21 protein-coding genes are annotated in these 24,811 nt (G+C 60.7%); 15 read left to right on the top strand and 6 right to left on the bottom strand.

Annotated elements, in window-relative coordinates; all coding sequences use genetic code 11:
• The first annotated feature begins 174 nt into the window (after positions 1-174).
• The 5 genes from NKJ78_RS05990 (at position 175) to cyoD (ending at position 5,321) form a co-directional block, all read left to right on the top strand.
• Positions 175-1,065, top strand: a complete 891-nt coding sequence (locus NKJ78_RS05990) for an MBL fold metallo-hydrolase (protein WP_023668030.1) — start codon at positions 175-177, stop codon at positions 1,063-1,065.
• Between the two features lie 197 nt (positions 1,066-1,262).
• Positions 1,263-2,228, top strand: a complete 966-nt coding sequence (gene cyoA / locus NKJ78_RS05985) for a ubiquinol oxidase subunit II (protein WP_084627195.1) — start codon at positions 1,263-1,265, stop codon at positions 2,226-2,228.
• Between the two features lie 2 nt (positions 2,229-2,230).
• Positions 2,231-4,231 (top strand): cytochrome o ubiquinol oxidase subunit I, encoded by a 2,001-nt coding sequence (gene cyoB, locus NKJ78_RS05980; RefSeq protein WP_352459582.1) that lies wholly within the window; start codon positions 2,231-2,233, stop codon positions 4,229-4,231.
• Positions 4,228-4,914, top strand: a complete 687-nt coding sequence (locus NKJ78_RS05975) for a cytochrome (ubi)quinol oxidase subunit III (protein WP_023681134.1) — start codon at positions 4,228-4,230, stop codon at positions 4,912-4,914. The genes cyoB and NKJ78_RS05975 overlap by 4 nt, the downstream gene beginning before the upstream one ends.
• Positions 4,911-5,321 (top strand): cytochrome o ubiquinol oxidase subunit IV, encoded by a 411-nt coding sequence (gene cyoD, locus NKJ78_RS05970; protein ID WP_023687822.1) that lies wholly within the window; start codon positions 4,911-4,913, stop codon positions 5,319-5,321. Before NKJ78_RS05975 ends, cyoD begins: the two co-directional genes overlap by 4 nt.
• 217 nt (positions 5,322-5,538) lie before the next feature.
• On the opposite strand, the gene NKJ78_RS05965 is transcribed toward cyoD, so the two are convergent.
• Complete coding sequence (locus NKJ78_RS05965) at positions 5,539-6,429, bottom strand: LysR family transcriptional regulator (RefSeq protein ID WP_023752165.1); 891 nt, start codon at positions 6,427-6,429, stop codon at positions 5,539-5,541.
• Positions 6,430-6,580: 151 nt separating this feature from the next.
• Here NKJ78_RS05965 and NKJ78_RS05960 point away from each other — a divergent pair, with 151 nt between their 5' ends.
• On the top strand, positions 6,581-6,964 hold the full coding sequence (locus NKJ78_RS05960; RefSeq protein ID WP_023748057.1) for a DUF1330 domain-containing protein: 384 nt from the start codon (positions 6,581-6,583) through the stop codon (positions 6,962-6,964).
• A gap of 100 nt (positions 6,965-7,064) precedes the next feature.
• A complete protein-coding gene (locus tag NKJ78_RS05955; RefSeq protein ID WP_023752166.1) occupies positions 7,065-7,907 on the top strand; it encodes an SDR family oxidoreductase in 843 nt (280 codons plus the stop codon).
• A 131-nt stretch (positions 7,908-8,038) separates the two neighbouring features.
• Here the strand turns inward: NKJ78_RS05955 and NKJ78_RS05950 are convergent, their stop codons facing one another.
• Entirely contained in the window at positions 8,039-11,368 is a 3,330-nt protein-coding gene (locus tag NKJ78_RS05950; RefSeq protein ID WP_352459520.1) for a DEAD/DEAH box helicase, read from the bottom strand.
• Between the two features lie 310 nt (positions 11,369-11,678).
• Here NKJ78_RS05950 and NKJ78_RS05945 point away from each other — a divergent pair, with 310 nt between their 5' ends.
• The 3 genes from NKJ78_RS05945 (at position 11,679) to NKJ78_RS05935 (ending at position 13,154) form a co-directional block, all read left to right on the top strand.
• Positions 11,679-12,518: a Crp/Fnr family transcriptional regulator gene (locus tag NKJ78_RS05945; RefSeq protein ID WP_352459519.1), complete on the top strand. Its 840-nt coding sequence runs from the start codon at positions 11,679-11,681 to the stop codon at positions 12,516-12,518.
• 19 nt (positions 12,519-12,537) lie between these two features.
• Positions 12,538-12,774, top strand: coding sequence for a DUF6894 family protein (locus tag NKJ78_RS05940; RefSeq protein WP_023725511.1), 237 nt, complete (start codon positions 12,538-12,540; stop codon positions 12,772-12,774).
• A gap of 203 nt (positions 12,775-12,977) precedes the next feature.
• Positions 12,978-13,154: a hypothetical protein gene (locus tag NKJ78_RS05935; RefSeq protein WP_023725512.1), complete on the top strand. Its 177-nt coding sequence runs from the start codon at positions 12,978-12,980 to the stop codon at positions 13,152-13,154.
• Positions 13,155-13,322: 168 nt separating this feature from the next.
• Here the strand turns inward: NKJ78_RS05935 and NKJ78_RS05930 are convergent, their stop codons facing one another.
• The 4 genes from NKJ78_RS05930 to NKJ78_RS05915 form a co-directional block, all read right to left on the bottom strand.
• Entirely contained in the window at positions 13,323-13,715 is a 393-nt protein-coding gene (locus NKJ78_RS05930) for a response regulator (protein ID WP_352459518.1), read from the bottom strand.
• A 242-nt stretch (positions 13,716-13,957) separates the two neighbouring features.
• On the bottom strand, positions 13,958-14,488 hold the full coding sequence (locus NKJ78_RS05925; RefSeq protein ID WP_023829142.1) for a DUF1003 domain-containing protein: 531 nt from the start codon (positions 14,486-14,488) through the stop codon (positions 13,958-13,960).
• Positions 14,489-14,508: 20 nt separating this feature from the next.
• Entirely contained in the window at positions 14,509-15,567 is a 1,059-nt protein-coding gene (locus tag NKJ78_RS05920) for an alpha/beta fold hydrolase (protein WP_352459517.1), read from the bottom strand.
• Between the two features lie 128 nt (positions 15,568-15,695).
• A complete protein-coding gene (locus NKJ78_RS05915; protein WP_023668018.1) occupies positions 15,696-15,950 on the bottom strand; it encodes a hypothetical protein in 255 nt (84 codons plus the stop codon).
• A 215-nt stretch (positions 15,951-16,165) separates the two neighbouring features.
• Here NKJ78_RS05915 and NKJ78_RS05910 point away from each other — a divergent pair, with 215 nt between their 5' ends.
• The 5 genes from NKJ78_RS05910 to NKJ78_RS05890 all read left to right on the top strand — a co-directional run bounded on the left by NKJ78_RS05910 (position 16,166) and on the right by NKJ78_RS05890 (position 24,774).
• On the top strand, positions 16,166-19,318 hold the full coding sequence (locus tag NKJ78_RS05910; RefSeq protein ID WP_352459516.1) for a GAF domain-containing protein: 3,153 nt from the start codon (positions 16,166-16,168) through the stop codon (positions 19,316-19,318).
• Positions 19,319-19,684: 366 nt separating this feature from the next.
• The gene (locus NKJ78_RS05905) at positions 19,685-20,653 is read left to right on the top strand and encodes a manganese catalase family protein (protein ID WP_352459515.1); all 969 of its coding nucleotides are present in this window, start codon (positions 19,685-19,687) and stop codon (positions 20,651-20,653) included.
• Between the two features lie 141 nt (positions 20,654-20,794).
• Entirely contained in the window at positions 20,795-21,844 is a 1,050-nt protein-coding gene (locus tag NKJ78_RS05900) for a chemotaxis protein CheB (RefSeq protein WP_023700011.1), read from the top strand.
• A gap of 273 nt (positions 21,845-22,117) precedes the next feature.
• Positions 22,118-22,900, top strand: a complete 783-nt coding sequence (locus tag NKJ78_RS05895) for a heme-binding protein (RefSeq protein ID WP_023712209.1) — start codon at positions 22,118-22,120, stop codon at positions 22,898-22,900.
• Positions 22,897-24,774, top strand: coding sequence for a methanol/ethanol family PQQ-dependent dehydrogenase (locus tag NKJ78_RS05890; RefSeq protein ID WP_023691428.1), 1,878 nt, complete (start codon positions 22,897-22,899; stop codon positions 24,772-24,774). Before NKJ78_RS05895 ends, NKJ78_RS05890 begins: the two co-directional genes overlap by 4 nt.
• The last annotated feature ends 37 nt before the right edge of the window (positions 24,775-24,811 follow it).

Here is a 24,811-nt window from a genome sequence, read left to right as displayed (position 1 = left end):
CTTGCGTGGCCGGGTAGTGCCGAACCCATTGGTAGAGCCTTTGTTCCGGTGGTGAACTGTCCGGGCGCCGCGTGCAAATGAGGAACAAGGAGGCCCGTCCCAAGTTCGGGGCGATGTACAGCCGCCGTCATCCACTCGAGCGGCTGCTCGGCAACAACAGAGGCATGGGATCACATGACCGTTCAGATTCGACTTTCCGAGATCGACCACGCCAGGCGCGAGGATCGTGGCGACGGCGCTTGGAGCATCGCACCGGACCTGGGTTACTTGCGGCTAGCAATCGTCAATGTCGTGTTCTTCGGCGCACCGGGCAGCGGAGATCGGAACTGGGTGCTGATCGATACCGGGTTGCCGACGTCTCGCAGCAGCATTCTAGCGGTCGCGGAAAAGCGGTTCGGCGTTAACGCACGGCCGGCTGCAATCATCCTGACCCATGGCCATTTCGACCATGTGGGAACGGTTCTAGAACTCGCAAATGGCTGGGACGTGCCTGTCTTCGCCCATCCACTCGAGCACCCCTATTTGGACGGAACCACATCCTATCCGCCACCGGATCCCTGGGTTGGGGGTGGACTGATGGCGCTGCTTTCACCGCTTTTTCCACGCGGGCCAATCGATCTTGGCAGCCGTTTGCAACCCTTGCCCGCCGATGGATCGATCCCCGGAATGCCCGGATGGCAATGGCTGCACACACCCGGACATGCCCCTGGGCATATCTCGCTCTGGCGCGAGCAAGACCGCTCGCTCATTGTAGGAGACGCTTTCATCACCACCGGTCAGGAGTCGGTCTATGAAGTCGCCATTCAGGATCTCGAGATGCACGGTCCGCCGCGCTATTTCACGCCAGACTGGGATGCAGCGGAAAGGTCCGTGAAGCATCTGGCTGCCTTGGGTCCCCAGATGGTCATCAGTGGACACGGTGCGGCTGCTGCGGGAGTGGGCATGCGGCAGGCTCTCGATAACCTGGCTGAGCGATTCAGGGTATTCGCCGTCCCGCCGAAATTGAAATTCGTGCGCGAGCCAGCGTCGCCGATAGCTAGGCCAATCGAGCCGCCATCGTTCTGAAATTATGGTCGGATTGGCCAACGCGGGACCATCGGACAGAGTAACTCGGTCCAGCGGAACAAACCCGGCCGGCGACAGTTGGGGCACTCGCTCAGGGGGCGACACCCTGCGAAGTGCCGCGAGGTTCCGCGCCATGGGGAGGCTCAGATGGAAACCCGATGAACGCATGCCCCTAGCACGCGTTCCCGCAAAGAGAGATTGCAGAGCCGGTGTTGTTGCCATCCAGCCCTAAGTTGACACGCCAACTGCTCTGGATCCTCGGAGGCGCATTCTTGCCCGGTTGCGCGGGGGGAGTGCTCGATCCCCAAGGACCAATTGGCGTCGGCAATCGCACGATCCTTTTGAACTCGCTGGCGGTGATGCTGGTGATCGTTGTTCCCACGCTTGTTGCACTTCTGGCATTCGCCTGGAAGTTCCGCGCCTCGAACAGCAACGCCCGCTATAACCCGGAGTTCACCTATTCGGGACGCGTGGAGTTGATCGTCTGGTCGATCCCGACGCTCACCATCCTGTTCATTGGCGGTCTGATCTACTACGGATCGTATCAGCTCGATCCGCGCAAACCGATCCCTTCTAGCCAGCCGCCGCTCGACATTCAGGTGGTGGCGCTCGACTGGAAATGGCTGTTCCTCTATCCCGAGCAGGGCGTGGGCGCTGTCAATCAACTGGTTATCCCCGCCGGTGTTCCAGTGCGTTTCAAGTTGACCTCGGCCAGCGTGATGAACACGTTCTTCGTGCCCCAGCTTGGCAGCATGGTCTACGTCATGAACGGCATGCAGACCGAATTGCATCTGCAGGCCGACCGCGAGGGCAGCTTTTTCGGCCAGTCGGCGCACTTCAGCGGCGACGGCTTCTCGGATATGAATTTCAGTGTGAGCGCGGTTTCAGCCGATGCCTTCACCCGCTGGGCGTCATCGCTGCGTGGCGGGGGCGGCGTGCTCAACGCCAACGCCTATCGCGAACTCGCCCGGCAAAGCACAAATGTGGCGCCGGCTTCCTTCGGTCATGTCCAGCCTGGGCTGTTCGAAGCGGTCGTTCAGCAGACGCTCCCACCGGGTCCGGGGCCTGCTGAGAGCGCAGCCAGCGGCGAGCCACAGGTGAGCCCAAGGGCATTACCCGCGGCGGCGGCAACGATGACCCATCATCCACAAGGCGCAGAATGACGATGCTGGGCAAGCTCGACTGGTCGGCCGTTCCTTTCGATCAACCTATCCCCCTCGGCGCAGCCCTTGGCGTCTTTCTGGCAGCAGCCGCCGTGCTTGGCTGGATAACGGTGAAGGGCTACTGGCCATATCTGTGGAGCGAGTGGATAAGCTCGGTCGACCACAAGCGCATCGGCGTGATGTACATTGTGCTGGCGATGCTCATGCTTCTTCGTGGTTTTATCGATGCTATCATGATGCGCACACAACAGGTGCTGGCGATTCACGGGCCGGGCTACCTCCCGCCGGAGCATTACGACCAGATCTTTTCCGCGCACGGCACGATCATGATCTTCTTCGCCGCGATGCCGTTCATGATCGGCCTGATGAATTTCGTCGTGCCGCTGCAGCTTGGCGTACGCGATGTCGCTTTTCCGACGCTCAATTCCGTCAGCTTCTGGCTGACGGCTTCCGGAGCCCTGCTGGTCAACATCTCGCTTGTGGTCGGCGAGTTCGCGCGCACCGGCTGGCTGCCCTATGCCCCTTTGTCGGAAACCGCCTACTCGCCGGGCGTCGGTGTCGATTATTATCTGTGGGCGATCCAGATCTCCGGCGTCGGCACGCTGCTCACCGGCGTCAACCTGGTGACGACCATCCTCAAGATGCGGGCGCCGGGAATGGGCTATCTGCGAATGCCGATGTTCTGCTGGACCTCGCTCGCGTCCAACCTGCTCATTGTCGCAGCCTTCCCGATCCTTACCGCCACGCTCGCAATGCTGACGCTGGACCGGTATCTCGGCTTCCACTTCTTCACCAACGAAGCTGGTGGAAATCAGATGATGTTCGTCAACCTGATCTGGGCGTGGGGCCATCCCGAAGTATACATCCTGGTGCTTCCCGCCTTCGGAATCTTTTCCGAGATTTTCTCGACTTTTTCATCGAAGCCGCTGTTCGGATACCGTTCGATGGTCGCGGCCACGATGTTCATCTGCATCGTCTCGTTCATGGTCTGGCTGCATCACTTCTTCACCATGGGTGCCGGAGCGGACGTTAATGCCGCCTTCGGCATCGCCACGTCGGTCATTGCCGTGGGAACCGGTGTGAAAATCTACAACTGGCTCTTCACCATGTATGGCGGGCGCGTTCGTTTCGACACGCCGATGCTTTGGGCACTGGCTTTCGTGACCACCTTCACCGTCGGCGGCATGACTGGCGTCCTGCTTGCCGTCCCGCCGGCCGACTTCGTGCTACACAATTCGCTTTTCCTCGTCGCGCATTTCCATAACGTCATCATCTCGGGCGTGTTGTTTGGAGCATTCGCCGGCTTCACCTACTGGTTCCCCAAGGCGTTCGGTTTCCGTTTGCACGAAGGCTGGGGAAAAGCGGCATTTTGGGTCACCTTGGCCGGCTACATGCTGGTCTTCGTACCGCTCTATATCGTCGGTCTGCTCGGCATGACGCGGCGCCTGCAACATATCGATATGGACCTTTGGGCGCCGTGGCTGGTGGTGGCCGCTCTCGGCGTGGTGGTGATGATCGCCGGCGCGGCGCTGCAGATCACACAGCTTTTCGTTTCGATCCGGCATCGCGACAAGTTTCGCGACGAAACCGGCGACCCGTGGGACGGGCGTTCGCTGGAGTGGTCGACATCTTCCCCTCCTCCTGTCTTCAATTATGCACGGCTGCCTCACGTGGAAGACGAAGAGCCCTACTGGAGCATCAAGCAACGAGGGATCGAACAGAGCTCGGACGAGGAAAAGGCATATGAGCCGATCGAGATGCCTCGCAACAGCCCGACTGGCTTCGTCACCGCCTTCTTCAGCACACTGATCGGCTTCGCGCTGATCTGGCATATATGGTGGCTGGCGATCGTCGGTTTCATCGGCGCATACGCAACCTTCGTCGTATTCGCCTGGCGCGATCATGGAGACTACGAGATCCCTGTCGACGAGGTCGCCCGCATCGACCATGACCACAAGGCAGCCCAGTTTGCCCGGCTGCGCGGGTGGGAGCGCCCGGCATGAGCGATCACGCATTCTCCGGCGACATCAGCGCCGGCACCCAGGCACGGGACCCGTATCGGCTTAATCACACCGGTCGGCATGCGGTGCGCTCTGCGACGGGCCACGGAGAAGGCGGCCCGGCCTCAAAGTTCGTCACGGTGACCTACGGCTTCTGGATCTTTCTCCTGTCCGACATCATCATGTTCTCGGCATTTTTCGCCGCCTACGCCGTGCTCGCCAAGGCAACCGCCGGCGGACCGACAGGCAAGGATCTGTTCGAACCGACACGGGTTGCGGTCCAGACGGGCCTTCTGCTCACTTCGAGCTTCACCGGCGGCGTGGCAACACTCGCCACCCGTCGCAGATCAATGGCTGCCACGCAGTTCTGGCTTCTCGTCACGGGGTTGCTCGGGGCAGCGTTCCTGTTCCTGGAACTACAGGAGTTCGCGGCAATGATCGGCGAGCAGGCAGGCCCCTCGCGCAGCGCATTTCTTTCTGCCTTCTTTGCGCTCGTTGGCTGCCACGGTGCCCATGTCGGTCTCGGCCTGCTCTGGCTGGGAACGATGATGGCGCAGCTGTGGGTCAAGGGCTTTCGGCCCGACATCTTGCGGCGGCTCCACTGCTTCGGGCTCTTCTGGCACGCCCTCGACATCATCTGGGTTGCCATCTTCACCCTGGTCTATCTGCTGGGAGCATCGTCATGACCGAGTTCGAGAGCAAGACCGGCGAGTTGCAGGACCGCCGCGATTCAGCGCCGGGCGAGGAACACATAAGCGAGCACGAAACGGCTGGGGGCCTCTCGGGCTATGTGCTCGGCTTCGGGCTGGCCATCCTGCTCACGATCGCGTCATTCCTGGCGGCGCGAACCGATCTGATTTACCAGCCCGCGGTCATCTCGGCCCTGGTGGTGCTCGCTGTTGCGCAGATGGGCGTGCATCTTGTCTTCTTTCTGCACCTGACCACCGGGCCGGACAACACCAACAACATCCTGGCCCTGGCCTTCGGCGTGCTGATCGTCGCGCTGGTGGTTCTGGGCTCTATCTGGATCATGGCCCACCTGAATGAAAACATGGCTGCCATGACACCCCATCAAACCGGAACCATGCCTTGAACGCTGCCCTGCGAACGCACGGCCGCCCACAGTGCACCATTCGCACCGATGGCCCGAGCCAAGCTGCGGCGGCAACGCTGAGATGATACTAGGCAGTGAACTCATAAATTGGGGAGACTGGGATCGGTGGGAAACGGGCGCTCCGGACTTCCTGTACTGGGCGGCTTTGATAGGCGCCATGGTCGTCGAGGTCTGGCGATCCTTATTTCAATCGCACTCAGTCGCGGTAGCGCAGCCTTTCCAGCGCGAGTGCGAAAGCCGGCGAGTGTTGGCGCCGGCTTGGATAATACAGGTGATATCCCGGCCGAAGGGGGCACCAGTCCTCAAGAACGCGCACTAGGCGACCCTGTTCGAGTAGGTAGGTCACTAGATCCTCGGGCAGATAGGCGAGCCCGAACCCTTCAAGGCTGGCCTGGCAGATCATCGCGAGGGTGTTGAAGGCGGCGTGTCCGTGAACGCGCACCTTCAATTCCCGCCCCTCCTTGCGAAACTCCCACGGTGCAAAGCCGCCTGTGGGCAGTCGCAGGGGTATGCATGCATGATCGGCAAGATCTTCAGGCGTGACCGGACGGGAGCGGCTTACAAAGTATGAAGGCGCTACCACAACCGCCATGCGGAAGTCTGGCCCAATGCGCGCCGAGATCATGTCCTTATCCACCTGTTCGCCGAGCCGTACACCCGCATCGAAGCGATCGGCCGCAATGTCAGCCAAGCCGTAGTCGTGGATAATCTCGACCCTGATGTCGGGATAGTCGCGCATGAGCCCGACCATGGCGGGCCAGATGATGGTCTCGCCGGCATGCTCCACGGTGGTGATCCGGACTGTACCGGCCGGCTTGTCGCGCAGGGCGCTGAGGGCGGCAATCTCGCTTGCGATCTCATCTAACTTGGGAGCGATGCTTCGAAACAGGCGATCCCCCGCTTCGGTTAGCGAGACGCTGCGGGTCGTGCGGGTCAGCAGCCGAACGCCGAGGCGCTCTTCCATCGTCCGGATCGAATAGCTCAGGGCAGACTGCGACACGCCGAGCATGGCGGCCGCCTTGGTGAAACTGCGCTCGCGGGCGACGGCGATGAAGGTCAGGAAGTCATCCAGACTATCGCGACGCATTCATCAATCCTACTTCTAAGCCCATGCAGATTATACCACCTAATGGCATGTCGCTAAAGGAGCTAACTTCCTGACTCAAGGCCAGACGGTCAACCGGAGCAACTCTCCGCGCAATGCCTACCGTCCCACTGGCCCACTGAAGGAGAACAATATGAAGAAGGTAATCGTGGGCGCGCTCGCCGCCCTCACCATGATCGTGAGCCCGGCCGCCTTTGCTCAGCAAGCGACGGGCGTCGCTCCCCGCGCCTACATGATCGGCAGCTATGACATCAAGGATCAGGCGGTGTTTCAGCAGTACATCGAAGCGGCGTCGCCGCTCGTCACCAAGTATGGCGGCCGCGTGATCGTCTACAATCCCAATGTCACTGCCATCGAAGGAAGCTCGAGATCGGTGATCGCCATCGCCGAGTTCCCGAGCCTTGCTGACGCCAAGCGCTACTACAACTCGCCGGAATACACAGCGGCCCGGCAGTTTTTTACCAGGTCGACCGAAGGATTTCGCATCATCACCGAAGGCGCCGGCCTTCCGCAGTGACGCAGTCCGCCGGCGGATGGATCAACATGGGGATCAGTCCCTGCTGGCCATCGCGTCCAAATCCGGGGCCGTGCTGCGGCCTAGAGAACAGGAGCCCAATATGAGTGTTTGGTTCATCACCGGCGCAGGCCGGGGCCTCGGTCTGGATATCGCCAAGGCCGCATTGGCGGCGGGCCACAAGGTGGTGGCAACCGGCCGCAACACGGAAAAAGTCGCAAGGGCCGTGGGAAACGCCGAGAACCTCCTTATCGTCAAGCTGGACGTGACGAGCGCGGCCGACGCCGAAGCCGCTGCCCAGGCCACGTTTGACCGGTTTGGCCGCATCGACGTGCTGGTCAACAATGCGGCGAGTTTCTTTGCCGGGTACTTCGAAGAGTTGACCGCCGAACAGATGCAACTGCAGCTCAGCACCAGCCTCGTCGGACCCATGAATGTGACGCGGGCCTTTCTGCCAGCGATGCGCAAGCAGCGGTCCGGCAGGGTCATTTCGATCTCCTCGACGGCCGGGCTAATGGGTTTCGAGTTCTGCACGGCCTATTCAGCCTCGAAGTTCGGCCTCGACGGCTGGATGGAGGCGCTGCAGACCGAAGTCGTGCCGTTCGGCATCGAGACGATGATCGTGAACCCGGGCTTCTTCCGCACCGAGCTTCTCACGGAAGAGTCGACCAACTATGCCGCCCCCTCCGTCGAGGACTACCATGAGCGGCGGACGGCGCAGATCGCCTTCTGGCGTTCTCAGAACGGCAAGCAGGGGGGTGATCCGGCCAAGCTCGCGCGCGCCCTGATCACGCTCACGTCTGGGGACGTGCTCCCCCAGCGTTTCCTTGCCGGTACTGACGCCATTGCGACGGCAGAGCAGAAGATTGCCATTCTGCAGCAGCAGATCGGTGCCTATCGCGAGCTCTCGAGTTCCCTCGCCATGGACGAGAACGGCCGCAACTAACGACCCCTGCGGAACATCCGGACTTGCGGTACTGGTGGCTGAACACCACTGGCACTGCAATTCCGAGGTGAAGACTCGTGGCTGCGGCACTCCCATTGTCGTGCCGCCGCCGGATGGAGAGAAAAGGCTAGTCAGATCTCGTGCTTTGGCTGAGCTGCACGTATGGCATCAAGCGCTAAGCGAACGGCGTCGACGCCAGAGACGCCGGGCGGGATCGGCCTGAAAATCAGGCGGCCGTTCCGGTACTCCAGGCCCAACGCCTTGCTGTTCCGCCATTGGGACGCCGACGGCTTGTTCCGAAGGGTGATCGCGATGGCCTCGGGACCCAAATCGACTTTGCCGATGCCCAGTTCCGATGCTGCTATTCGCAACCTGGTAAATTCCAGCAAAAGGGCTACTTCGCCAGGCATGTCTCCAAAGCGGTCCTCGAGCTCTTCGCTGAATGTATCGAGGTCCGGCTCCGAACGGATGCGGGAGAGCCGCGCATAGAGGCCAACACGCACCGTAGGCTCGTCGACATAGCTCTTGGGAAAAGCGCCCTTTCCCGAACCGTTGATCTCGGCAAGTTGCTTGTCGAAGTCGGCCCCTCCGCCAGCCGCCGAGACCGCCCGCTCCAGCAAGTGCTCGTACAAGCCCACTCCGATCAGCTTCATATGCCCGGCCTGGTCTTCTCCGAAAAGATCTCCGGCGCCACGCAGGTCGAGGTCCCTTTGACTGATTGCCAGGCCGGAGCCGAGCCGATCGAGCGCAAGCATCGTCGAAAGCCGGGCCCTGGTGCTGTCGGCCAGTTCAACGCCAGGCTGGGTCAGAAGAAACGCAACAGCCTGCACCGCCCCCCTTCCGACCCGGCCCCGCAGCTGGTGCAACTGCGCCAGACCGAACCGGTCGGGGCGCCAAACGATGATGGCGTTGGCCCGCGGCACATCGAGGCCGCTCTCGATGATGTCGGTGCTCAACAAAATGTCGCCATCACCGTCGGCGAATCCGACCATGACTTCGTCCAGCTGTCTCCCCTTCATTTCACCATGCGCCGTCTTGACCCGGAGTTCCGGCACCAGTCTGTTCAGTTGGTCACAGGCCGGGGCAATATCCTCGATCCGCGGGACCACGAAGAAGCTCTGTCCACCCCGGTGAAATTCACGCAGAAGGGCCGCGCGCACCGATGCTGGATCGAACGCTGCCAAGATCGTGCGAACGGGACGTCTTTTGGCGGGCGGAGAGTTTAGAACGCTGACGTCCTGGATGCCCGACAACGTCGATTGCAGCGTCCGGGGTATCGGTGTGGCGCTCATGCTCAGCGTATGGAGGCGAGGCGTCATGGTCCGCAGGGCCCGCTTCAACTTGACCCCGAACCGGTGCTCCTCGTCGATCACCAGCAGTCCAAGATTGGCGAAGGTGACGCTCTTGGACGCCAGGGCCTGAGTACCCACAACGACCGCAACCTGGCCGCTCCGCAGACCCTCTTTTGCCGCTCTCGCCTCCGCTGCCCCGACCATCCTAGAAAGGTGGGCGACCTGCAGGCCGTTTCCTGCGAAGCGGCGGCTGAACGTCTCATAGTGCTGTCGTGCCAACACCGTTGTCGGTGCTATGATAGCAACCTGTTTCCCGCAGAGAGCGGCGGCGGCGCAAGCACGCAGGGCGACCTCTGTCTTGCCGAAGCCGACATCGCCGCAGACGAGCCGGTTCATTGTTCTTCCGGACGAAAGGTCATCGAGCACAGCGCGGATGGCGGCCGCTTGGTCGGGCGTCTCCGTATAGGGAAATTTCGCCGCAAAACGAGCCAAGTCCGTGCGGGAGGGCTTCAAGATCTCGGCAGGCTCGCTGGACCTGATTTTGGCAAGGCTCAAGAGGCGCTTGGCCAGCCTGTCGATCTCGCGCAACGCAGCTTCGCGTCGCTTCGGCCAGCCCTCGCCGTTGAGGCGATCAAGCGACACTGCCTCCGGTTCCGAGCCGTAGCGCCATATTCGTCCAAAGTCGTCGACCGGAACCAGCAAGGAAGCCCCGCCGTGATATTCCAGTCTGACGACATCCTGTTGCTGGCCAGCCAACTCGACCTGTTCGACCGCGGCGAGCACGCCCAGGCCATGGTCTTCATGGACGACGACATCGCCAATGCGCAACTCGGGTTCGAGTATGCCCGTGGTCGCGCTCCCGTTCGCCTTCAACGCGGGACCAAACAGGTCGGATGCGGCCACCACCGCGATATTGGATTGCGCGTCGACAAACCCTTCGTCGAGGACGAATTCAGCCTTGAGAAGAGAGCCCCTTGCGGCCGAAAGGATTTGCGGCAAGTCGGCCGCTTCCTCTGCCCGCCGGCCTAGTCTCCTATCGAGCAGGCGATCTGCTCGCTGCAATTCAGAGGCATCGCCGGTGAACACTACTCTGACTCCGGCGCTCGTCTGCCTTGTGACGAATTCCGCGAAATCATGCCCGGGTCGGGCCTGGCGGAAGAATTTGGGAACTCCCACGGCAGAAACGGCAAGTCTCACGCAGCAGCGGTTAAGCAGAGCAGCGTCCCACTCTTCACGGGATAGGTAAAATCGTCCCGGCAAAGGTTTTTTCGTTCCGGCTGCCTCCTGCCTGGCACGACGTGCATCCTCGACCAGATCCAGAATTCTGCCGAGCGGCTGCCCGTCGGTCCCTTCAAGGAAGGAGATCGAGGCGCTGGAAGCCGCATCGAAGACGGATGGCATAGCGCCATACGATGCGACCAGGCGCTCTTCCATCGACGTCGCGCGCATCGCTGTCAGCTCAGGATGCTCACCAGCTTTAAAGATCAGCTCGGATGCCGGTCCGACAGTAACCGAGTCTCGAACCTGATCGCTGAGCTGACTGAGCGGGTCGTAGGTCTTGAGCTGGCCGATGCAGGCATCGGGACCAACGATGATGCGAACGGGGCCATCCGCGCCAGCAGGGAAAATATCGATGAGATCGCCCCGAAAGGCTATCTCACCCGGTTCGTCGACCCTCTCGTCGACGACATAGCCAATGGCTTCGGACCTGGTTCTGAAATCGTCACGGTCGAGCTTTTGGCCTACCTCCAGAATTGTGAAACCGCCAGCGATGACGGGAGCAGGCGGCACCCGCTGCAGAATGGCTTCGAGCGACATTACAGCGATGCGCGGGCGATCCGGCTTCGTTGCGATCTCACGCAACGCACGAAGCCTTCGCCCCATATTGGCACGTGTGGGCCACACCCTGTCGTAGGGCAGGCAATCCCAGGACGGCAGCAAGATGATATCCGCGTCAGGCAGGAACTGACGCAAGGCGCCGGCGATCTCCTCGGCACTGCGTTCCGAGGGAGCTATATGGACGATGTGCTTATCCCGACTGGTCTCCAGCCCACGGGCCAGCGCTACCGCGATTGCTGAGGATGGCGGTCCGCCGTGCTCTATCGCAAACCCCCTGTCATCCGTGTGATCGATTTGTTCGACATCCGTCCGCGAAATATGCCTGTTCACTGAAATCTCACCTTGCCACTGAGACAACGTCAGCGGAGCCACCCCGTTCCTGGTGGCGCATCAAAGAGTTCCAGGACTGGCTGCGGGTGCAGCCCTTGAAATTGGGGCGAGCGACTGGGTCGAAGCTGCGCCGTGATCGGCGAACTCCTGGGGCTGGCTGCCCAGCGGGACAATTTCTAACCGAGCCTATGTCATAGGTTAATGCATTGCAGCCTGGCTCACCTATGGCTGTCCTAAAAAACTGGTGCTTGGATCATTCCGGGATCTTCAACCACCCTCGACGCTGGCAAAACGCCCCAGGCACGGGACCATGCCGCACGGCGGCGCCTTCTGCCGCCGCGCATATGTCCCCATGCCAATCGGAACTTTTGGCGCGGATAATAGTTCGATCACCAACATCAGCCAGGTAGTCAATTTGTTCCCCACCTCATCCTCGGATGTACTCATTCGCAAGCTTCAGACCATCTCGGATCTTCGAGAGGCCGACATCGGCGTTCTGAAAGGCATTCCGATCCAGGAGAAGGAATATTCGGCCAACCACGATCTGGTGCGTGAGGGCGACTGTCCTGTTTACTCGTTTATCGTTCTTGATGGCTTGGTCGGTTCCACCAAACATACGGGCGAAGGAAAGCGACAAATCACATCATTCTTCGTCGCTGGCGACATTCCTGATCTGCATGGGCTGCATCTGTCGGTCATGGATTGTAACTTCTCGACCCTTACGCCGGCCCGAGTAGGTTTCATGCGGCATGACACTCTGCGTGCCGTTTGCGACCAGCACCCTCGCATCGCCACCGCTTTTTGGCGGTCGACGTTGATAGATGCCGCGATTTATAGGGAGTGGGTCATCAATGTGGGAAGACGCGAGGCATACACCCGCATGGCTCACATCCTTTGCGAACTGATTTTTCGCTTGCGCTCCATGGGGCGCATTGAGGATCACGTGGCGGATATTCCCATTACCCAGGCGGCACTTGGCGATGCACTGGGTTTGTCCACGGTCCACGTCAACCGGATGCTCCAGGAACTACGACGCAGAGGCCTCATTGCCACCTCGGGATCAAAAGTTCACGCACTGGACTGGGCCGGCCTCACTCACGCAGGAGATTTCGACACGACCTACCTGCACCAAAGGAACCCCGCAGATTAGCAGTGACGGAAGCTCTCCGATGGCACGATTTTTCTTCGACAGCGGCGATGGCGATCTCATCTTCGAGGACGAAATAGGTGTCGAATGCGCTGGCCTCGAAGAGGTCCGCCGCGCGGGATTCGAGGGCCTTGTCGACCTCACGAGAGAGTCACTGAAGAGCGTCGACGGGCAGCAATTGTTTATCGAAGTGCGTGATGAAAACGGCGCCAAGATTTTGCGGCTGAGCCTCTCGCTTCGGGTAAAATCGATCGCTTAAATTTGCACTCTGCGCTCAGCGTTAGGCGCGCGGATTGAGACTGCAAACATCCACTGGCATGTCGTTGTCTCAAAACCAGGGCCACTTTTGAGCGACATACATTAACCCATAGATTGTGCCTCGATTCGCCTCGATTTGTGTACAGGACGGGGAACCATCAAAGAGCCGCCGAGTTCGTCCAACGGACAAGCTCGGGTTCTAACATGGAAGAAATCGGCAAGGCACAACAAAAGGTCATAGCCCGCCTCATACGGCAGTGGATTTCATCGGACGCCAATCGTCGCCAGCTTCGCCAGTTGCTGGATCTGCCGACAGATACGGACATGCCCAGCGAGCATCGGTCATTGCTTGACGAACTCGACCGAAAGCTCAACCAATGAGCGCCCCTGCTTTCGGGAGGGCTCCCGAGTGGATGCGAGCCGGTGGCGAGGGGAAGGAGCTGAGGTCGACATCTGGTTGAGGCCGCCGGCCCAAGCAGACGCGAACGCTTTACGCCGGACGGCGCCGATTGAATGTTCCGTGGTTTTCGTGGAGCCGCGGTCCGATTCCTAGAGGTGAGTTTCTGCACCTTGCTGCGCGTTTAAAAGTTGAGAAACGGCAGTTATGATCTGCGGCAGAAAAAAGGGCTTGGTGATCATTATGCTGTTGGGCACGCCTTCCGCTCCCCAGTGTACCGCGCTGTCGCCACTGATATAGACAACCGGGATGGTCGAGTTGGACCTTCGCAAGTACCGAGCGACCTCCCACCCCGACTGTCCTGCTCCCAGGCGGATGTCCGTGAGCACGGCCTTGAACTTGGTCGGATCGGGGTCGAAAGCCGCCAGCGCCTCGGCGGCACTCCGAGTGCCGACGACCTGGAAGCCGGCCTCCTCCAAAGCTGACTCGAGGTCGAGCAGGATCATTGTCTCATCTTCGACGATCAGAACAGCACCTTCGCTCATCCGGAATCTCCCCAAGCCGCCACCGCTAATACGAGTTCGGCGTCAACTTGGTTCCATCTGACGCGCAGCAGCCTGTTGGTTATCGAAGCTCTACGCTGCCTCGATTGCGCGGCGGACTTGTGACGTCGGGAAGCCACCCTGGAAAGGCCGACACCGGCTTAGCTGCTTCGACAGCCTTGGACAATGAGGCTGAATTACAAGTTGTAGCCGACGCTTAACCGTTGCCGACGAGGTCGCTTTGATCAAGCGTTCTCCTGATCTTCAGAAGCTTGCTGGATCTGCGTCATCACCTTTTGGGGATCGACATTCTCGGCGAGTTCCGGCAGCTCTTTGTCGGCCGGGGTCGAGATATTCAGACGCGCCGTCAAGGCAGCCACCATCTCGATCAGCCGCGTGGTTTCATGTTCGTTTAGAAGGCTGATCTGCAAATCCAGTTCGGCTCGGCGCTCGCTGTGGGCGGCCATTCTGTTCTGATTGATCAGCACAAAGGTAGACAGGAAGATTGCCTCAACCGAGGCGACCATGGCCAGGATCACGAAAGTCGGGTCCCAGGCTGGGACGGCTGGTATCTCGCCAAGGTTTGCGAGGACCCAGACGACAAGAATTGCAAGGTGCAGATAGACGAAAGTCATGCTTCCCGCGAAGCGCGAAACAGCGCCGGCGACCCACGCTTGAACGCCTTGGTGCTCTTCTTGCTGCCGCCTGTGCTCGACCAGGGCCTGTATGTTCTGGTGGAGCACCGACTGCATGTCGGCTGGACGTTGGTCGCTCATTTGAAAGCCCCGTTTGGAGATCATTCCGTGCAAGCGGCGTCGCTTATCGCCGGTGGCTCCCGCGAGGCCGGATCTGCCTTGAACTCGACGGCACGAGACTTGGGTCGCTGCCGACGGCCCGCTTGGAACAAGGCGTGCCGTCCTGCAATAGTGTGCACCATGCCGACCACTGCCTGCGGGGCGCTCTGATGAACCATATGGCCGGCGCCCGGAACCACCTCAAGGAGAGACCCACCGACTTCCGCGTGCAAGCGTCGTGCATCGCGTTGCGCGTCGAACAACCGATCCCCGGATCCCGCCATGATGCCGGTGGGCACGGCAATGTCCCTATAGTTGGCCTTTCCCAACAGGGACGCGGCCAGCATCGATGCTGTCTCCAGAGAAACCGCCCGCAGTTGGGAAGGGCGGCTGGCGACATCTTTGGCGAGTGCGGCGAACTCGCCGGCGACGATGGCGGGTTTAAAGATCTTCTCCATTGCCCAATGCCAAGCAAGCCTTACAAGCGGCGGCAGCAAGGTGTGACGAAACGCGGTGCCGATCACAGGCAGTGCAGGGAGTGCGGCCAGTGCAAGATCCAGCCGCGGTGGCGGATAGTAATAGCCCGAGACCAGCACGATGCCGACGACCGATTGAGAATGCCTGCGCGCCAGTTCGAGGGCAATCCAAGCTCCCCAGGAATGTCCAAGCACGAGGTATTTCTCTATACCCAGCCCGCAGGCCGCGGCATGTATAAGGTCGGCTTGGTCGCGAGCGGACCAACGCCGGCCGCGCGGCCGTGAGCTTCGCCCAAAACCGGGACGATCAAATGCAAGCACCCGGTAGGTCTTTGCCGCCTCATCGAAGATGCCGCTCGACTTGAAGTCCTCCGCCATGGATCCATTGCCATGCAGGAGAAGCAGCGGCATGCCGGTTCCGGCTTCGATAAAATGCAGGCGCACACCATAGATCTCCATCACACGTCCGCACGCCCGGCCGGCAATCGCACGTTTGGCGCGGATGGCGTTGTATGCCGCCAGCGCCGCCAACGAGGCCGCGAGCAACCCGGTCGCGAGTTTCGGTCCATCTCTGTCGAACGCCATGCACGTGCCTGTTGGAAACCATCTGCCGACCCCAACTCTCGGGGCGAAAGCTTGTTCCGCCAGACAAGACAACGCTGTACAACCGGCTCAAGCCGCTAAAGTAGGCCTTCTCCATTGAGTTGGGACCGTTAAGCCTGGGCAGCGCTGCTGCCTCCCATTTTCCAATCACCCTGCCAACGTGCGCGCACGGCAATCATCAGCATGGCCGCTTCCGTCATCCCGGTCTGGAAAAGTCTGACCAGCTCTCTCGCGATGGATTCTGCCGCGGTAGTGTCCGACGAAATCTCAAATTCCTGACACAGCGCGTCGAAGACCGACCGAAGCGTTTTCAGGTCGTCTGGATAGAGAGCGTCCGTATTCGTAAGAATGGGTCGGTCAAGCATCAAACGTCTCCAAACGAGTGAAGTGCGGTTCGGGCACCCAGCCAGCGGGAGCTCGTCAAGTGCCCGCTGGTTTCCCCTTTATCCGCCACAGCGCGCCAAGCTGTCATTAACCTATGACCGGTGCGGCGTGCTGACCGGCCCGCCAAAGAAACTGCCGTCCTGCGGGGAACTCTTGGCCGCAGACTGCATTTAAGTCCGGGCAAAACGGGGGCGAAATGGGGGCCACTTCAAGCAATCCGCGATCTGAACTGCAGCGCTTCGAGCTTTTGGCAGCGCTGGGCGACCGTATTCGCGAGATTACGGATCCCGCAGAACTGGCCTACGCAGCCGCGGAACTGCTGGGGAACCATTTTGGCATCAGCCGAGCCGGATACGGCACGATCGATCTAGAGAAAGAAACGATCACCATTGACAGGGACTGGAACGCGCCAGGCATCAAAAGCCTGGCTGGGACGCTGAATTTCAGGAACTACGGCTCGTATATCGAGGATTTGAAGCGAGGCGAAACCGTTGTCTTTGAAAACGCCGAGACAGATCCGCGAACCAGCAGCCATGCGGAGGCACTCAAAGCCATCAGCGCCCAATCCGTCATCAACATGCCCGTTACCGAGCATGGCGGGCTGGTGGCGCTGTTATACCTGAACCACTCCGCGCCCAGACGCTGGGCGACGGAGGAAGTAGCCCTCATTTCGGCAGTCGCGGACCGGACGCGTACGGCGATAGAACGCCTTCGCGCCGAACTGGCCCTGCGTGAGAACGCCGAACGCCTTGCTTTTCTCGACCGCCTCGGCAGGGAGATAGCCCTCGCGGCCGACGCCGATGCTGTCATGCAGATCACCACTCGGCTCCTCGGCGAACATCTTGGCGTCTCGATTTGCGCCTATGCCGACATGGAGCAGGACCAAGACCATTTCACCATCCGCGGCGATTGGAGCGCACCTGGCTCGCCCAGCATCAGGGGATATTACAGTCTTGCCGATTTCGGTCGCCTGGCTGTCACCAACCTCAGCGCCAACAAGCCGCTTATCATCAACAACAACCTTGAGGAAATTGCTCCCGAGGAAGCGAAGACCTTTCAGGATATCGGGATAACGGCAACCATCTGTATGCCTTTGGTCAAACAAGGCCGACTGACTGCCCTGATGGCCATCCACGACAAGCAGCGCCGCGTCTGGTCGCAACGCGAACTGTCCTTGCTGACCGAGGTGACGGAGCGGTCCTGGGCTCACATCGAGCGCGTTCGCTCGGAACAGGCGGCACGGGCCAGCGAGGAGAGGCTGAGGCTTGCCACCGACGCGGCCGCTATTGGCACCTGGGATTACGATCCCATCAGCGGAGTGCTGCGTTGGGACGACCGGTGCAAAGCCCTTTTTGGTTTGCCGCCGGACGCGGAGGTGACATATGAAAGCGCCTTCCTGGCGGGCCTCCACCCGGAAGATCGCGCACGGGCCGACGAGGCCGTACGCCAGTCGCTTGCGCCGGGCCCCCCCTCCCGCTACGACATCGAATACCGGACGATCGGCCTTCGGGATGGCAAGGAGCGCTGGATTGCCGCAACGGGGGAAGCGCTTTTCCAGTCCGGCCGTGCGATCCGCTTCATCGGCACCGTGGTCGATGTCACCGCGCGAAAGCGGGTGGAGCATCAGCTTCAGTTGATGAACGCCACTGCGGCAGCCGTGGCGGCCGAGCTTGACGTGGAGCGAATTGTCCAGACGGTAACCGATGCCGGCGTGGTGCTGTCGGGCGCACAATTCGGAGCTTTCTTCTACAATGTGATCGACGACAAGGGCGACAGCTATGTGCTCTACGCCCTGTCGGGGGCACCTCGTTCTGCTTTCGAAAACTTTCCTATGCCGCGCAACACCGCGGTGTTCGAGCCCACTTTCCGCGGAACAAGCGTGGTGCGTTCCGATGATATCCTCACGGATCCCCGTTACGGAAAGAACTGGCCCCGCAAGGGAATGCCGGAGGGCCATCTGCCGGTGCGTTCCTATCTCGCCGTGCCGGTCGTCTCGCGTTCGGGCGAGGTCCTGGGCGGCCTCTTCCTTGGTCATTCAGAGACCGGCGTGTTCGCCGAACAGCAAGAAGCGGCCTTGCTGGGGCTTGCCGGCCATGCCGCGACGGCCATCGACAACTCCCGGCTGTTCAAGGCGCTGCAGACACTCAACGGCACGCTCGAACAGCGTGTCAAAGATGAAGTTGCGGAACGCGCCAGAGCAGAAGAGCACCTGCGCCAAGCCCAGAAGATGGAAGCTGTCGGACAGCTCACCGGTGGCATCGCGCACGACTTCAACAATATGCTGGCCGTCATCATCGGCGGCCTGAACCTTGTGCAGCGCAAGCTCAGAAACGGCGATACCAACGTCCACCAATTCGTAACCGGCGCGATCGATGGAGCACAACGTGCCGCAGAACTTACCAGACGACTGCTCGCCTTTTCCCGCCAGCAACCACTGGCGCCGAAGCGGCTGAATCCAAATCGCCTCGTCTCCGGTATGAGCGAATTGCTGAACCGGACGCTTGGCGAGACCATCCAGATCGAGACCGTGCTCGCTGCGGGCCTATGGCATGTCGAGGCCGACGCAGGGCAATTGGAAAGCGCGCTGCTCAACCTCTGCGTCAACGCAAGGGATGCCATGCCTGCTGGCGGCAAGCTGACGATCGAGACATCAAACGCCCACGTCGACGATCGCTATGCCAGGCAGAACGCGATCCCCTCCGGCCAGTATGTGATGATAGCGGTCACCGATACGGGAACGGGCATGACTGCTGATGTTGTCGCAAGAGCCTTCGATCCGTTCTTCACCACCAAGGGGGTCGGCAAAGGCACCGGGCTGGGACTCAGCCAAGTCTATGGGTTTGTTCGCCAGTCCGGCGGCAGTGTGAAGATCTATTCCGAGCAGGGCATCGGAACCACCTTGAAAATATATTTGCCGCGCTCGCACCATGGCGTGCTCGACAGCCAAATCGACGTCGTGGCAGGCGAGCACCCCGGCTGTGCAGACGAGATCATCATGGTTGTCGAGGATGAAGATCGCGTCCGGCTGATGGCCGCGGAAGCGCTGCGGGAACTGGGCTACTCCGTGCTGGAAATGCAAGGTCCACGCGAAGCGCTGGTGGCCGTCGAAAGCGGGCAAGTGCCGTCGCTTCTGTTCACCGACGTGGTGATGCCGGAGATGTCGGGCCGGGAGCTGGTGGATCAGGTCAAGACAATGCACCCGTCGCTAAAAGTGCTCTACACCACCGGCTACACACGAAATGCGATTGTCCACAACGGCACGCTCGATTTCGGAACCGAACTTTTGACCAAGCCCTACACGATCGACGAATTGGCAGAGAAAGTCCGGAAGGTGCTGGATCGAAAGTGAACGGGCAACAGCCCGCGACGCTCGCCCCGTGACCGAACGCGCCGTTTGCCGCGTGGGTGTGCAGCGAAAAGGGCCGAAGGTGTCGACACCGACATCGTATTAATATGGCCCGGCTTCACTTTTCCGAGCCAGTATCCCTCCAGATTTTGTCTACCTCTTGCCCATCCGCGGCCTTGCTCATTGCCGTGATGGCGCAGCACGATCGAAATCTCGTTGCCGCCGGTCACCGGTCGGAGAAATAAATGCCGCCTCTGGCTCCCTGCGATGCTCAACACTGAAGCTGCCGTAAAAATGCTCGCTGGCCGATGGCCGGATGGAACAATCAACTTGCCGGGATGTTCGGATGATCTAACCGGAGAGATGTCCATGTTCATGCACAACAAGCGCCTGCAATACACCGTTCGCGTCTCGGAGCCGAATCCTCGCCTGGCCTGCATGATCATGGAACAGTTCGGCGGCGCCGATGGCGAGCTTGCAGCGGCCATGCGCTATTTCACGCAAGGGCTTGGCGAGGACGATCTTGGCCGTCGCGACATGTTGCTCGATATTGCGACCGAAGAACTCAGCCATCTCGAAGTGGTGGGATCAATCGTCACCATGCTCAACAAGGGGCTTAAGGCACAGCTGGCCGAGGGCCAAATGAAGGAAGCGGACCTTTACCTGATGATCGGCGCCAGCGGCACAACAGCCAAGGAATCAATTCTGTTCGGCGGCGCTCCCGCGCTGTGCGACTCAGCCGGCGTTCCCTGGACCGCGGCCTATGTCGATTCGCGCGGTGAACCTACGGTGGATTTGCGATCGAATATCGCCGCCGAAGCTCGCGCCAAGATCGTTTACGAACGCCTCATCAACATCACCGACGACCCGGGAATCAAGGACGCGCTCGGCTTCCTGATGACCCGCGAGATCGCGCACCAGAAGTCGTTTGAGAAAGCACTCTACGCGATCGAAAACAATTTCCCTTCCGGCAAGCTCCCAGGCGTAGAGAAGTACGCCAGCATGTATGTCAACACCTCTCAAGGCGACGGCGATGTCGCTGGCCCATGGAATTCCGGCGAAGAGTGGGATCGGATCGATGACCTTGAAGAGGTGATGCCCGTCGACGGCGGAGACGGCCTGGCAACTGTCAAGCTGGGGGCCAAAGACATGAAGGTGGTGGCCAGGATGGCCGACCGTACGCTTTCCGATCCGGCTTCCGATCCGACAACAGGCGCTGATCTAGGAGCAGGCCCGGGAGCTGGCCGTACCAAGAACGCCGATTTCGGCGGCGCGGCAAGCATTCAGGAGGCCCCGGCCGTGGCAGAGGCTGCTCTCAAACGCGCACGTAGGCGTTAGTACAGAGCCGACATCATTGCGGGCATCTATGTTCCGCGATGCGGCCGGAAGCTAACACCGACGAAGGCAGGGCGCCCGACCAGCAACGGACTGGCCGGAGCGCTCGCATCGACATCTGTGCTGAATGTGGGTGAAGCAACCATGGCCACCGCCGCACCACGATCAGATTCGGAGCGTGCGGGCCAGCCGGACAAGGTCCGTCCCGACGGTTGCAAGAACCGGTGCATCGTGACAATCGGAGCATCGGCCGGCGGCGTCGACGCGCTGAAGAGACTTGTCCGCGATCTTTCGCCGGACATCCCGGCGGCTCTCCTCGTCGTACAGCACGTTGGTCCCACGAGTTACCTCGGCGACATTCTCGGTCGCGCTGCCAACATGCCCGTTGCAAATGCCTCCAACGGCATGAAGGTTAAAAACGGGCACATCTTCGTTGCACCGCCCGGAGCTCACCTTCTGTTACATGACGATCATATGCTGCTGCGGCGCGGGCCGCGCGAGAACCTGGCGCGCCCCGCCATCGACCCCCTGTTTCGATCGGCGGCCTGCAGCTTTGGCGGCAGCGTGATCGGCGTCGTGCTCACAGGCAGCCTCTCCGACGGCACCGCCGGCCTGCACGCAATCAAGATGTGCGGAGGCGTCAGCGTAGTCCAGGACCCCGGCGACGCCGCAGTACCCGATATGCCGCTGAGCGCCTTGCAGAATGTGGAAATCGACCATTGCGTCCCTCTGTCCGAAATGGCTGGCCTGTTGCACAGGCTTGCTTCCGAAATCGCAGGGCCGACACCAGAAATCCCGTCCGGAATCCGCCTTGAGGCAGCGATTGCAGCTCAGGAGCACAGCACAATGGAATTGACCGAAGGCCAGCTTGGCGCCCCCTCGACATTTGTCTGCCCCGAATGTCATGGCCCCCTATGGGAGATCGAAGACGGGCCGATTACCCGTTACCGCTGCCACACCGGACATGCGTTCGGAGCGGACGTTTTGATGCAGGCCCAGGCTGACGATGCGGAACAGGCTCTTTGGAGCCTTTTAAGAGCGCACCAGCAGCGGGCTGAGTTGGCGAAACGTACGGCAAAACGCGAAGCCGCGCGGGAAAGACACAGCCTGGCCAGCCAAATGGCTGCGCGGGCCGCGGAATACGAAGCCGACGCGAAACTTATTGAAGAGATCATCCATCGTCGAACGCCGTGACAAGGCAACAGCGTTTGTCAGGGCGGGTGCGTCTGCGCCATCCCGATCGCATTTTCCTGGATCAGCCGCGTTGCCTCACCGCTTGGCCTGTGGCCACGGGTATCCAGGTCCCATGCTTTGATTGAACACCTGCACCCAAATCCAACTGCACGAATTTTATGCAAAGCAGGAACATAGAAGCATTACGCGAGTTAGGCACTGACCCATTGGACGTATCCTCGCATTCTGCGGTCTGCCTGGGTGGTCCTTGTTTTGTAAACGAATGCCAGAACAATGTATCGCTCGCAGCTTTTCGTACCTCTTTTTGGCCTGCTGTTGCTGATGGGTGGCCTGTTCCACGGGCACGAGGCCATGGCGCAGGAACCCTGTCCGGCCGATCACGATAAGCTGCTTGCAGCCCTCAAAGCCAACGTGAAGGCAAGCGGCGGACCAGCCAATGGCGGCTTTGAAACCAACGAATGGGCAGCCATCGTTGCCCGTGACGGCACTGTCTGCGCGATTGCGTTCAGCGGCCCCACCCCCGACTCGCAATGGCCGGGAAGTCGGCTCATAGCAGCGGAGAAAGCCAACACGGCCAACGGTCTCAGCCTGGCTCAGATGGCCCTCTCGACGGCCAATCTCTATGCGGGGGTGCAGCCCGGCGGACCGCTATTTGGCCTGCAGGAGACCAATCCCGTCAACCAGGCCGCGGCCTATACGGGCGATCCCAAAACGTTCGGAAGCGCCGGCGACCCGCTCGTCGGCAAGCCGATCGGAGGCGTCGTGGTGTTTGGCGGCGGGCTTGCCCTCTACGACGGCAAGAGCATTGTCGGCGGCCTCGGCGTTTCAGGCGATTCCTCATGCGCCGATCACAATGTCGCCTGGCGTATCCGCGCGGCGCTCGGCTTCGACAAGGTCCCGGCAGGCGTCAATCCAAATCGCAAGGATGCCATTGTCTACGATCTGGACCCCGGCGGCAAAAGCGCTTCGGGCTGGGGCCATCCGCTTTGTGCCGGAACGGAGGCCGACATCGCGGCCGAACTCGGCGCCGGCGTGGGAGGCTCGATCAATAAATGAAAGCTATGCCGCAGTTGGCATTAACGCGCGTTGACGTAGAACGACGTACCCGCAAATTGGCAGCCGGGAATTCCTTTGGCGCTATCCTTCTGGTGACGCTGCTCGCCTGCGTGCTGCTTCTGGGCGCTGCGTCCGAGCCTCCTAAAACACCAGCGATCGTACCGCCAGCCGCAGCCTCGCCACCCGATGACGGCCAATGGACGATGCCGGCCAAGAACTACGCGTCGACGCGCTTCAGCGAACTCTCCGAGATCAATGAAGGCAACGTCAAGAACCTGCAGGTCGCGTTCACGTTCTCGACAGGCGTGAACAAGGGCCAGGAAGCAGCGCCGCTGGTCGTCGGCAACACCATGTATATCGTGACGCCCTTTCCCAACTTCGTCTATGCGCTCGATCTCTCCAAGCCCGGCGCCCCGATGAAGTGGAAGTACGAACCCAATCCCGAGCCGGCGGCACAGGGAGTGGCCTGCTGCGACGTCGTCAACCGCGGGGTGGCATTCGCCGACGGGCGCATTTTTTTCAATACGCTGGACGGCCACACGATTGCCCTTGATGCGAACACGGGCAAGCCGATCTGGAACACTCATGTCGGCAACATCAACATCGGCGAGACCATCACCATGGCGCCGCTTGTGGTGAAGGGCAAAGTGCTGGTCGGCAATTCCGGAGGCGAGATGGGCGTTCGCGGCTGGGTAAAGGCGCTCGACGCCGGCGACGGTCATGTCGTCTGGATCGCCTATAGCACCGGGCCGGACAAGGACGTGCTGATCGGATCGGACTTCAAGCCGCACTACGACATGGACAAAGGCAAGGATCTTGGCGTCACGACGTGGCCGCCGGAAGCCTGGAAGATCGGCGGCGGCAACATGTGGGGCTGGATTTCCTATGATCCCGATCTGAACCTGATTTTCCACGGCACCGGCAATCCCGGACCATGGAATCCGGATTTGCGGCCGGGCGACAACAAGTGGACGTCTGGCATTTTCGCGCGCGATCCAGACACCGGCGCGGCGAAATGGTTCTATCAGTGGAGCCCGCACGACCTCCACGACTATGACGGCATCAACGAGCAGATCCTGCTCGACATGACCTGGCAGGGCAAGCCGCGCAAGGTGCTGATCCGGCCGGAGCGCAACGGCTATCTCTACATCCTCGACCGGACAACCGGCGAGGTGCTGTCGGCAAAACCCTTTGGTCCCGTAAACTCCAGCAAAGGTGTGGACCTGAAAACCGGTCGACTGATCGTAAATCCGGACAAGAAGACCGGCACCGGCAAGGTCGTTCGCGATATCTGTCCGACGGCGTCTGGCCTCAAGGACTGGCAGCCTTCCGCGTTCTCGCCGAAGACCGGCCTGCTCTACATCCCGCACAACAATCTGTGCATGGATGAAGAAGGCGTCGAGGTGAACTACATCGCCGGCACGCCCTATGTGGGCATGAACGTCCGCATGATACCAGGGCCCGGCGGTAATCGCGGCGCCTTCACCGCCTGGGACATCGCCGCGGAGAAACCCGCCTGGAGCCTCAAGGAGAATTTCCCGGTATGGAGCGGCGCGGTGGTGACCGCCGGCGACGTTGTCTTCTATGGCACGATGGAAGGCTGGTTCAAGGCGGTCAGCGCCAAGACCGGAGACCTGCTTTGGCAGTTCAAGACCTCGTCCGGGATCATCGGCCAGCCTATCACCTATCGCGGTCCCGACGGGCACCAATATGTCGCCATCCTCTCAGGCGTCGGCGGCTGGGCCGGCGCAATTGTATCGGGCGATCTTGATCCGCGTGACGCCACCGCCGCGCTCGGTTTCGTCAATGCCATGAAGGATCTGAAGAACGCGACAACCTCGGGAGGCACGCTTTATGTGTTCCGGCTGCCTTGATGAATTGTACTTGACCGTAGGTCCGGCGCGAAAGGCG

This window comes from Mesorhizobium sp. M0037, from assembly GCF_040323635.1.
Classification (GTDB): Bacteria; Pseudomonadota; Alphaproteobacteria; order Rhizobiales; family Rhizobiaceae; genus Mesorhizobium.
Note: the sequence above shows the minus strand (reverse complement) of the source record. Positions and strands in the feature narration are given on the sequence as shown.

Excerpts from the sequence above, each read along its gene's own strand:
- NKJ78_RS05990 (WP_023668030.1), top strand. The coding sequence starts at position 175 with ATGACCGTTCAGATTCGACTTTCCGAGATCGACCACGCCAGGCGCGAG.
- cyoB (WP_352459582.1), top strand. The coding sequence starts at position 2,231 with ATGCTGGGCAAGCTCGACTGGTCGGCCGTTCCTTTCGATCAACCTATC.
- NKJ78_RS05975 (WP_023681134.1), top strand. The coding sequence starts at position 4,228 with ATGAGCGATCACGCATTCTCCGGCGACATCAGCGCCGGCACCCAGGCA.
- cyoD (WP_023687822.1), top strand. The coding sequence starts at position 4,911 with ATGACCGAGTTCGAGAGCAAGACCGGCGAGTTGCAGGACCGCCGCGAT.
- NKJ78_RS05965 (WP_023752165.1), bottom strand. The coding sequence starts at position 6,429 with ATGCGTCGCGATAGTCTGGATGACTTCCTGACCTTCATCGCCGTCGCC.
- NKJ78_RS05960 (WP_023748057.1), top strand. The coding sequence starts at position 6,581 with ATGAAGAAGGTAATCGTGGGCGCGCTCGCCGCCCTCACCATGATCGTG.
- NKJ78_RS05955 (WP_023752166.1), top strand. The coding sequence starts at position 7,065 with ATGAGTGTTTGGTTCATCACCGGCGCAGGCCGGGGCCTCGGTCTGGAT.
- NKJ78_RS05945 (WP_352459519.1), top strand. The coding sequence starts at position 11,679 with ATGCCGCACGGCGGCGCCTTCTGCCGCCGCGCATATGTCCCCATGCCA.
- NKJ78_RS05940 (WP_023725511.1), top strand. The coding sequence starts at position 12,538 with ATGGCACGATTTTTCTTCGACAGCGGCGATGGCGATCTCATCTTCGAG.
- NKJ78_RS05935 (WP_023725512.1), top strand. The coding sequence starts at position 12,978 with ATGGAAGAAATCGGCAAGGCACAACAAAAGGTCATAGCCCGCCTCATA.
- NKJ78_RS05930 (WP_352459518.1), bottom strand. The coding sequence starts at position 13,715 with ATGAGCGAAGGTGCTGTTCTGATCGTCGAAGATGAGACAATGATCCTG.
- NKJ78_RS05925 (WP_023829142.1), bottom strand. The coding sequence starts at position 14,488 with ATGAGCGACCAACGTCCAGCCGACATGCAGTCGGTGCTCCACCAGAAC.
- NKJ78_RS05920 (WP_352459517.1), bottom strand. The coding sequence starts at position 15,567 with ATGGCGTTCGACAGAGATGGACCGAAACTCGCGACCGGGTTGCTCGCG.
- NKJ78_RS05915 (WP_023668018.1), bottom strand. The coding sequence starts at position 15,950 with ATGCTTGACCGACCCATTCTTACGAATACGGACGCTCTCTATCCAGAC.
- NKJ78_RS05910 (WP_352459516.1), top strand. The coding sequence starts at position 16,166 with ATGGGGGCCACTTCAAGCAATCCGCGATCTGAACTGCAGCGCTTCGAG.
- NKJ78_RS05905 (WP_352459515.1), top strand. The coding sequence starts at position 19,685 with ATGTTCATGCACAACAAGCGCCTGCAATACACCGTTCGCGTCTCGGAG.
- NKJ78_RS05900 (WP_023700011.1), top strand. The coding sequence starts at position 20,795 with ATGGCCACCGCCGCACCACGATCAGATTCGGAGCGTGCGGGCCAGCCG.
- NKJ78_RS05895 (WP_023712209.1), top strand. The coding sequence starts at position 22,118 with ATGTATCGCTCGCAGCTTTTCGTACCTCTTTTTGGCCTGCTGTTGCTG.
- NKJ78_RS05890 (WP_023691428.1), top strand. The coding sequence starts at position 22,897 with ATGAAAGCTATGCCGCAGTTGGCATTAACGCGCGTTGACGTAGAACGA.